The following is an 8,480-nucleotide window of genomic DNA, read 5'->3' on the forward strand; positions in this document are numbered from 1 at the left end:
CACGGCAGCAAAGGAAGTCACGGCAGCAAAGGAAGTCACGGCAGCAAAGGAAGTCACGGCAGCAAGGGAAGTCACGGCAGCAAAGGAAGTCATGGCAGCAGCGGAAGCCACGGTAGCAGTGGAAGCCACGGTAGCAGTGGAAGCCACGGTAGCAGTGGAAGCCACGGTAGCAGTGGAAGCCATGGTAGCAGTGGAAGCCATGGTAGCAGTGGAAGCAAAGGTAAAAAAGGCAAGAAAGGCAAGAAAGGGCCAAAAGGCAAAAAAGGTAAAAAATAGTTACCAATTAAAAAAACCGATACTCAAAAGGTATCGGTTTTTTGTTGTTAACAACCTATACATATACCTAGTTATAGCATCAGTGATATTCGTCTACCCCAAAAATAATAGGTATAAATCTAGTAAGCTTTTAAAAAAAATATGTAGATTTCCGCTGATTTGTTCATTTACGAGATATTCGTTTAGAACAAGCCTTTCTTTACTCACGTATTATAAAAGCAAAGGACAAGAGTTAAATAAACGGAAAATAAAGAAGGGAACTTATAGAAGGGAGTAAATAAAACTTTATGTATCAACTTTCGACGGTGATTATCACCATTCTAGCTTTCGTGCTGACGATGGTTCTGATCTTTATCCGTCCCAAAAATATGAATGAGGCGATCCCAGCCACAATAGGGGCTATTTTAGTATTTCTTAGCGGTAGTGTATCTGTAGGAGATTTATTTGACATCAGCTCCAAAGTGACGGGTGCAGCCATCACCATAATAGCCACTATTGTAATGGCAATCGTACTGGAGAGCTTCGGTTTTTTTAGTTGGACCGCTGCGCTTATGTTAAAACTCTCGAAAGGGTCTGGTGTACGACTATTTTGGAATACGTTATTACTTTGCTTTTTAATGACCCTATTTTTTAATAACGACGGAAGTATCTTGATCACGACGCCGATCCTCATCCTTATTCTAAATAATCTTAAGCTTAAAACCCGACAAAAAATACCTTTCCTATTAAGCGGAGCACTCATTGCAACCGCCTCGAGTGCACCAATCGGTGTAAGTAATATCGTTAATTTAATTGCCTTAAAAATAATTGGGATGGATCTTTATCTCCAAACAGAAATGATGTTTATACCAGGAGTACTCGGACTGTTGTTTCTGTCTTACTTGCTGTACCTCGTATTCAAAAGGGACATTCCAAAAGAAATCCGTTTCCATTCCTACACCATTCCACTCCAGAAAAATCGTCTCTATCATCCATTGCAAAAAAACGCTGAAAGCCTTTTTAATCAACAAAAGAAGCTAATGATTAACATGCTTATTTTCGTATTCATTGTTAGAATCAGTCTATTTATCGCCTCTTTTATTGGGATCTCTGTAACATTAGTTGCTGTACTAGGTTCTATTATTTTACTGATTTGGAGATGGGTACACCTTAAAGTAAATCCAAAAGATATAATAGGAAAAATCCCATGGCATATTTTAATTTTTGCCTTTAGTATGTATGTCATCATCTATGGATTACACAATATTGGTTTAACCAACTTTCTAATTGGGCATCTTCAAACATTAGTCAATGATAGTTTACTACACGCAAGTATAACGATGGGGGCCATCACAGCGCTACTATCAAATATCTTTAATAACCATCCGGCTTTAATGATATCAACACTTGCATTAACGGACATGGGACTAGACCCGCTTATTATGAAAACTGTCTACCTTGCGAACATCATAGGTAGTGATATAGGCTCATTAATCCTACCAATTGGAACACTTGCTACTTTAATCTGGATGCATATATTAAAGAAAAATAAAATTCAAATAAGTTGGATTGAATATATAAAGGTTACGATCATTGTTATTCCTCCAACGTTAATATTTACTTTAATTAGCTTATACCTATGGCTCTTACTTGTTTTCGTCAAATAATAATAAAAATCCCCATGCATTAATAGCTGGGGATTTTTACTATTTTATTAAAGAGGGGGAATAACCAGCAGCCAACGTAAACACCAAGTAAATTTAATAGTAAATCATCAATATCTAGACTACCATGGTGGGTGAAAAATTGGAGTAATTCAATAGAAGTAATCGCTGCTAATGGAAGAACAATTATCTTCAAAAGAGAAGCTCGATTTACTCTAAGTAATATACCATAGGGGAGAAATAAACCAATGTTAGCAGCAAGATTATATAGTGAAATCAAGCCATCTACTTTCCCAGATAGGTAAAAACCAATCGTCGAAAAGGGAATCAAATTTATAGATTCGTAGCTTTGGTCGTTTGGACGAAGGAATAATAAAATCAATAATCCGATTGTGTAAAAAAGGAAAAATGTTAAGAAAAGAGAATTGGAAAGTTGGATTGACTCTTTCCTGATTAACAAAAGGCACATGAGATAAAACAAAAAGATACAAATCCAGACAACCACTAATACAACTGGGTGTAGATAATTTGTTAATTGGAATAATACAGGAGATAAAAGAAGAAACGTTCCTATTGAAAAGAAAAATGATAAAATGTATGTTTTTTTCACGCTCACACCGCCAACCTATGTCCAAAAAAAGGATTAGTCTTTCCACCCTATTCTATCCTATCGTAAAGAAAGGAACAACATAGTTCAATTGTTGGTTATTAGATGCACATATCTGTTGTTATTGCATATAAGGGTAATGGATAACTTTTGCTCAACCAAGGATGTGAATCATGTGGTTAATTCTCTCATTAACCCACAAGAATGGTCGAAACGACTAGGGAGAATATTTCAACAAATTATACAAGAAGTTGAGCAGGTTCGAGGAACGTTTCCGGTTACAGGAGCTGAATACAATCGGGATAACTTACTGGCATACCTTGCACTTAGAAAACATAACATTTCTGATTTTCAGCATTCATTAGCGGACCAGGGGCTTGCAGCATTAGAACAATCCTATTGTCACGTACTATATACATTAGAAAAAATCTTGGGTCATTTACAGGTTGGCGTGGATTTACCTGCCACCCTTGCTATTCCTACTCCTTCTGATTCGAGAAGGATTATGAATAATCAGTCTAGTGAGTTGCTTGGAAAGGGAAATAACCAGCTGCATTCGACGATTATGGTGACCTTAGATGCTAAAATGGCGACCAACCAACCACTTATAAGTGAACTGTTACTAAAGGGTATGAATATAGCAAGAATCAATTGTGCCCATGATGATCACGAGGTATGGAAACAGTTAATTGAAGGTGTAAGGTTGGCTGAGAATAGGCTTAGGGAGACAGGGCATTATCACGACAAGAAGTGCAAGATATATATGGATTTAGCTGGTCCAAAGGTACGAATTGGCAAACTTCCTTCTGAAGATATTCTTGTAAAGAACGGTGAATCCTTACGATTATTATTAGAGTCAGATAAACTGGGTCATCCTGCTTCAACAGATGCTCCTGCTGGGGTACCGGTTACACTTGAAAAGGCTTTTCGAAACGTAAGAATCAATGATCGAATTTTTATAGATGATGGTAAAATTTCTGGCATTGTACGATATGTCACAGAGGAATACATTGAAATTGAAGTACAATCACCTGTAGGTAAGCCGTACAGAATAAAAGAGGGAAAAGGATTGAATTTACCTGATTCACTTCTTAGTTTAAATGTTCCTGCTTTGACAGAAAAAGATATTAGTGATTTATCGTTTATTACGAAGTACGCAGATATTTTGGGAGTTTCCTTTGTACACTCCCCTCTAGATTTGAAAAAACTGCGGGTTGAATTGAGTAAATATGAAGTGCCTCATTTGGGTGTGGTGGCAAAAATCGAAACCAAGGATGCTGTCCATCATTTAGCTAGAATTATCTTAGACGGATTACATTTTGAGCGATTCGGTATTATGATTGCAAGAGGAGATCTTGCAGTTGAGGTGGGTTCTGAGAACCTCTCCTTTGTTCAAGAAGAAGTTTTGGCCATTTGTTCAGCTGCTTATGTCCCTGTTATTTTGGCAACAGGTGTCCTAGAACGGATAACAAAAAAGGGTATACCTTCACGGTCCGAAATGACAGACGTATTTTTTGCAAGACGTGCAAATTGTATCATGCTTAATAAGGGGACCTATATTTTGAACGCATTAGACATGCTAACAAAAGTACTTATTATCGATGAGGCAAATAGGCTAACATCGAACGAGAGTAAACGGAATCTAACTGCTCAATACGGTGTATTAAGGTAATCAATGAGAATTGTTTTTATAATCATAATACACGCAGACTTTTTGTCCGCGTGTTTTTTTGTATCATCCAAAGAAAATAACCTATAAAATAGAAATAAATAGAAATCGATCGGAGGTTTCGAATGAATTCTCAGTATTTATACTATTTTCTAATGTTAAGACGTGCCTATCAATCGTATAGAAACCATGTACCCATTCGAACTACAATGAATGATTTAGTCCAAATTCTTTTTTGCACACAAAGGAACGTCAAACTCGTTCTAAATAAATTAAAGGATGAAAAACTAATTGAATTTCATTCAGGAAAAGGAAGAGGAAACAGCTCCACCATCATATTTTTAGAAAATCTTGAACAAAGTTTACAACAACAAACTGATGCGCTTTTAAAGAAAAATGAGATTTTGAAAGCTTTGGAGTTAGTAAAAGAATTTGGGGAAGGCACCAAGGTAGAAGCCTTTATTATGGAATGGGTGTCTAATTATTTTGGCTATAAACAAGTGAATTCAAAAGATAACGAGGAATTAGAAATCCTAAGATTCCCTATCTACCGACCACTTACTACCATTGATCCGGTTCACATTTTTTTCGATTTGGATGCTCATATCGTGATGCAGGTTTATAACACTTTAGTGGAATATGATTTTCAAAATAGATGCTTTTGTAAAAGTCTTGCACATAATTGGGAGTGCAGTCAGGATAAAAAAAGCTGGTTATTTTATTTGCGAAAAGGAGTACGGTTCCATAATGGAAGGGAATTAACAGCTGAAGATGTGAAACATTCCATCATGAGATTATGGCAATCTCCTCATAAATGGCTTGTTAGGGATATTAAAGAGATAAAAGTATTATCAAAATACTCAATCCTATTTCAACTCCAAGAGTCTAATTCTTTGTTTCTTTATTTTGTTTCGTTTGCACCGATGTCTATCATTGATATTTTTGCTCCTTCTGAAGGATTTGCAAAACTTCCAATAGGGACAGGCCCATTTAAAGTTGAATCAGTTGATTCCGATCATTGTGTATTAACTGCGTTTGAATTCTACTTTAGATCACGTCCTCACTTGGACAAAGTAGAGATTATTAGATTACCAGAAGACTTAAGAGAAGATATGGAAGAAAGAAAGGGACTTATTTTTGATACTGGTGAAAATACATCTGTAGATATGACGGACTGGGATGACAAACAGAGTATTTATTCAGGAACGAACATTCTAACAATGAATATTGCGAAAAGAGGCCCGCTACAAAATTTAGAATTAAGGAGATTCATACTCTCCAATATTGATCGAGAAAAACTAACACTTTTAGGAAAACCAAGGTTGAATGTTGCCAATGGTTTTATGATGACAGAAGAAATGAATGCACAATCACCTATCTTCGGAAAAGAAACAAAGGTTTCTTTTAAAGAGAATTTATCCTCAACAGGGTATAGTGGAGAAAAATTGACACTTGTTACTTACAATCGGCACGCGCAGGATGCCTATTTCATACAACAACAATTAATAGAAAAGGGTCTAAACATAATAGTTAAGATTGTGGAGTGGGATAAAATTCAAAGTCATCAGATGTTAGATGAGGCAGATATGGTTTTATTTGAAGGAACACCAAATGGAAACTTCATTTCCCTATTTGAGTTATTTCTATTTGAAAGAGGGTTTATTTTTCCTTTTTTAACTGAAACAATGAAAGAAATAATCAATGAAAGGATTACAAAAATTAAAAAAGAGATCCATCCTTCTAAAAGAATAAAGAAGTATCGTGAACTCGAAAAATTTCTTGTGGAGGAGGGCGTCTTGAGTTTCTTAGTTCATAAACAAGTGGAGGTTTCCTATGATGCCACTTTAGAAGGAGTTTCCTTTAACTCAAGAATGTGGATTGACTTTAAAGACCTGTGGTACAAACAAATTAAAATAGACAAATTTAATGTAGATTTATAAAGAAGTCCTAGTGACTTCTTTTTAGTTTGAAAAACATGAAAAAAAAGAAAAAGTTTTACGATTTTTTGCTGGTCGATGCCAACGTACAATGAAAGTACAAAATGAAAACAAAGGAGCAAAACTAATGGCAGTTGATCAGTCTTATCAAAAGGTTACTATTTGGCAATACAAGGAATTCACTTTCCTACTTGCTGCTAGTTTGTTATTAAGTATTGGGAATAAAATCTATGAACTTCTTTTACCGTTAATTATGTATGATCTATCTGGAGGTTCTTCTATTGTTATGACATCAATGAGGACGGCTGAGTTATTACCGAATTTATTCTTTGGAATTGTTGTCGGGATCATTGTGGATCGCGTGAATAAAAAGAAATGGGCTATGTGGATGATTCTCGTTCAAGCGGTCGTCTTACTAGTTATGTATGGGATGTTTGGTGCCCACTTATACAAACCCATTCTCTTTTATTTGTTTGGATTTATCTTGATGACACTAAATTACGGCTTTTTTAATACTCAAGTGAGTCTTATTAAATTAAGTGTGCCTCTTTCATTGCTAACAAGTGCAAACGCAAAATTTTCTTTTATTGAAACTTTTGTTGGTATCATGGGTCCGGTCTTCCTAGGGATTGTCCTTTTATTTGCAAACAAGGCCCAGGGACTATTTTTAACAGTTATTTTATATGTATTGGCCTATTTCTTCATCATGAAACTTTCGGTAAATGAGCCTGTGAAAAAGGGGAGTAAAAACTCGTTCTGGTTGGATTTTAAAGAGGGTTGGGATGTTTTTCGGAAAAATAAAGCACTCAAAACCATGACTTTGTTTATTTTATTCCTCAACTGCACTATGATTGTTGTAAGTAATACTGTATTAATTTTTGGAACAGCGGATTTACATCTATCTAATTCACTTCTTTCAATTATTTTAGCTGCAGCTGGAGTAGGGGGATTAATCGCTAGTTTAACTATTAATCGTTTAAGAATTCGATTTAAATTGGGAGTATTATTTGGCGCTGCTATTATTGGGAATTCCATTGCTTATGTAGGTTTTTATTTAACAGACCATCTAATCCTATTGTCCGTTTGTTTACTCTTAAATGGCTATTCCACTACTATTTATATTATTTGTGCTTATACTTTTAGACATGAGCAAACACCATCTGAGTTTATGGGAAGAATAGGTGGTTTGACAGGTTCTTTGTTCAGAATAGGCATGCCTATTAGTATGCTATTCTCAGGGTGGATGATTAGCTGGTGGGGGACTTCTTCTATATTTATTAGCTCTGCGGTATTAAATGTAATTATCTTTCTCTTTTATCGACGATCTTTACTTTGGAAGCTGCAGTAAATAGAAACAACCATAAAAGGCTGAACCATTAGCAATGGATTCAGCCTTCTGTTCTATTTAAGCTTATATATGAAAAAATTGTTCCATTTCTTCTTGTTTTAAAAGATTTCCAATAAAGAAGGACCCAAATATACCGTAAACCGCACTTACTTCGTCAAATCTTGTTTCATAAATTAATTTTTTAAATTGAAGTGCTTCATTACTAAATAATGTGACACCCCATTCATAGTCATCAAATCCTACGGATCCAGTCACTATTCGTTTTACCTGATCTGTATAGGGTCTACCCGTTTCAATGTGTTCAAACATCAATCTTTTTCGTTCTTCCATCGGAAGCATAAACCAGTTAGTATTTTCACCACGTAATTTACTCATTGGATAAAAACAGACATATTCAGTCTTTGGTATGATAGGGTAAAGCTTAGCTCTTATTGCAGGATCTTCATAAGGATTTGTTGCAACTTGAGAGTAACTGCTTTTTTCTATTACAGACAAATAAGAGTAGGCTGGTTTTGTGAAATTAGCAAATGAAGTTTTACTGAATTCTGTTTCCATTTTATTGAGTTCTTTCATAGTAGGGCGTAAGATCATAAACATAATATCTGCTTTTTGTCCTACGATCGTATACACCGAATGACTTCCTTTTTGGTCAGATTCTATTCTATCCCACATATTAATTAATTCTTTTATTTCATAAATTGCGTGCTCACGTTCTTCCTCAGAGGCTGATTTCCATTTCTCCCAGTCAAACATCCTAAAGTCATGTAAGCAATACCATCCTTCAATTGTTTTCATTGCTTGATTCATTATAATCACTCCAAGTATTAATTAATAACATCTTCATAGTGTAAATGATAAATATTTGCATTTAAAAATGTCGTGATTTATATCACTTATATGGGCTGATTTTACAAAAGAAACTAGTTACTTGGATTTTTGCGGCAGTATAGGTACAATCTAAGAATGGAGATTTTTATTAGTGGCTCTGTTAAACTTGTCT

Annotated in this window: 7 protein-coding genes; 5 read left to right on the plus strand and 2 right to left on the minus strand. The window is 35.3% G+C overall.

Annotated features, from left to right (window positions below; all coding sequences use genetic code 11):
- Positions 1–553 (plus strand): hypothetical protein (locus ABES03_RS22840; protein WP_430121021.1); only part of this gene is annotated, 553 nt, incomplete at its 5' end.
- 10 nt (positions 554–563) lie between these two features.
- Entirely contained in the window at positions 564–1,922 is a 1,359-nt protein-coding gene (locus ABES03_RS22845) for an arsenic transporter (RefSeq protein WP_430121023.1), read from the plus strand.
- Positions 1,923–1,941: 19 nt separating this feature from the next.
- Here the strand turns inward: ABES03_RS22845 and ABES03_RS22850 are convergent, their stop codons facing one another.
- On the minus strand, positions 1,942–2,529 hold the full coding sequence (locus ABES03_RS22850; RefSeq protein WP_430121025.1) for a VanZ family protein: 588 nt from the start codon (positions 2,527–2,529) through the stop codon (positions 1,942–1,944).
- A 172-nt stretch (positions 2,530–2,701) separates the two neighbouring features.
- Here ABES03_RS22850 and ABES03_RS22855 point away from each other — a divergent pair, with 172 nt between their 5' ends.
- The 3 genes from ABES03_RS22855 to ABES03_RS22865 all read left to right on the plus strand — a co-directional run bounded on the left by ABES03_RS22855 (position 2,702) and on the right by ABES03_RS22865 (position 7,480).
- On the plus strand, positions 2,702–4,198 hold the full coding sequence (locus tag ABES03_RS22855; protein WP_430121027.1) for a pyruvate kinase: 1,497 nt from the start codon (positions 2,702–2,704) through the stop codon (positions 4,196–4,198).
- A gap of 122 nt (positions 4,199–4,320) precedes the next feature.
- Positions 4,321–6,135: an ABC transporter substrate-binding protein gene (locus ABES03_RS22860; protein WP_430121029.1), complete on the plus strand. Its 1,815-nt coding sequence runs from the start codon at positions 4,321–4,323 to the stop codon at positions 6,133–6,135.
- 124 nt (positions 6,136–6,259) lie between these two features.
- Complete coding sequence (locus tag ABES03_RS22865) at positions 6,260–7,480, plus strand: MFS transporter (protein WP_430121031.1); 1,221 nt, start codon at positions 6,260–6,262, stop codon at positions 7,478–7,480.
- Between the two features lie 63 nt (positions 7,481–7,543).
- Here ABES03_RS22865 and hemQ read toward each other — a convergent pair whose 3' ends face one another.
- Positions 7,544–8,287, minus strand: a complete 744-nt coding sequence (gene hemQ / locus ABES03_RS22870) for a hydrogen peroxide-dependent heme synthase (protein ID WP_430121033.1) — start codon at positions 8,285–8,287, stop codon at positions 7,544–7,546.
- Positions 8,288–8,480: the final 193 nt, after the last annotated feature.

The organism is Neobacillus rhizosphaerae (genome assembly GCF_050477885.1).
In the GTDB taxonomy this organism is placed as follows: domain Bacteria; phylum Bacillota; class Bacilli; order Bacillales; family Cytobacillaceae; genus Neobacillus; species Neobacillus rhizosphaerae_A.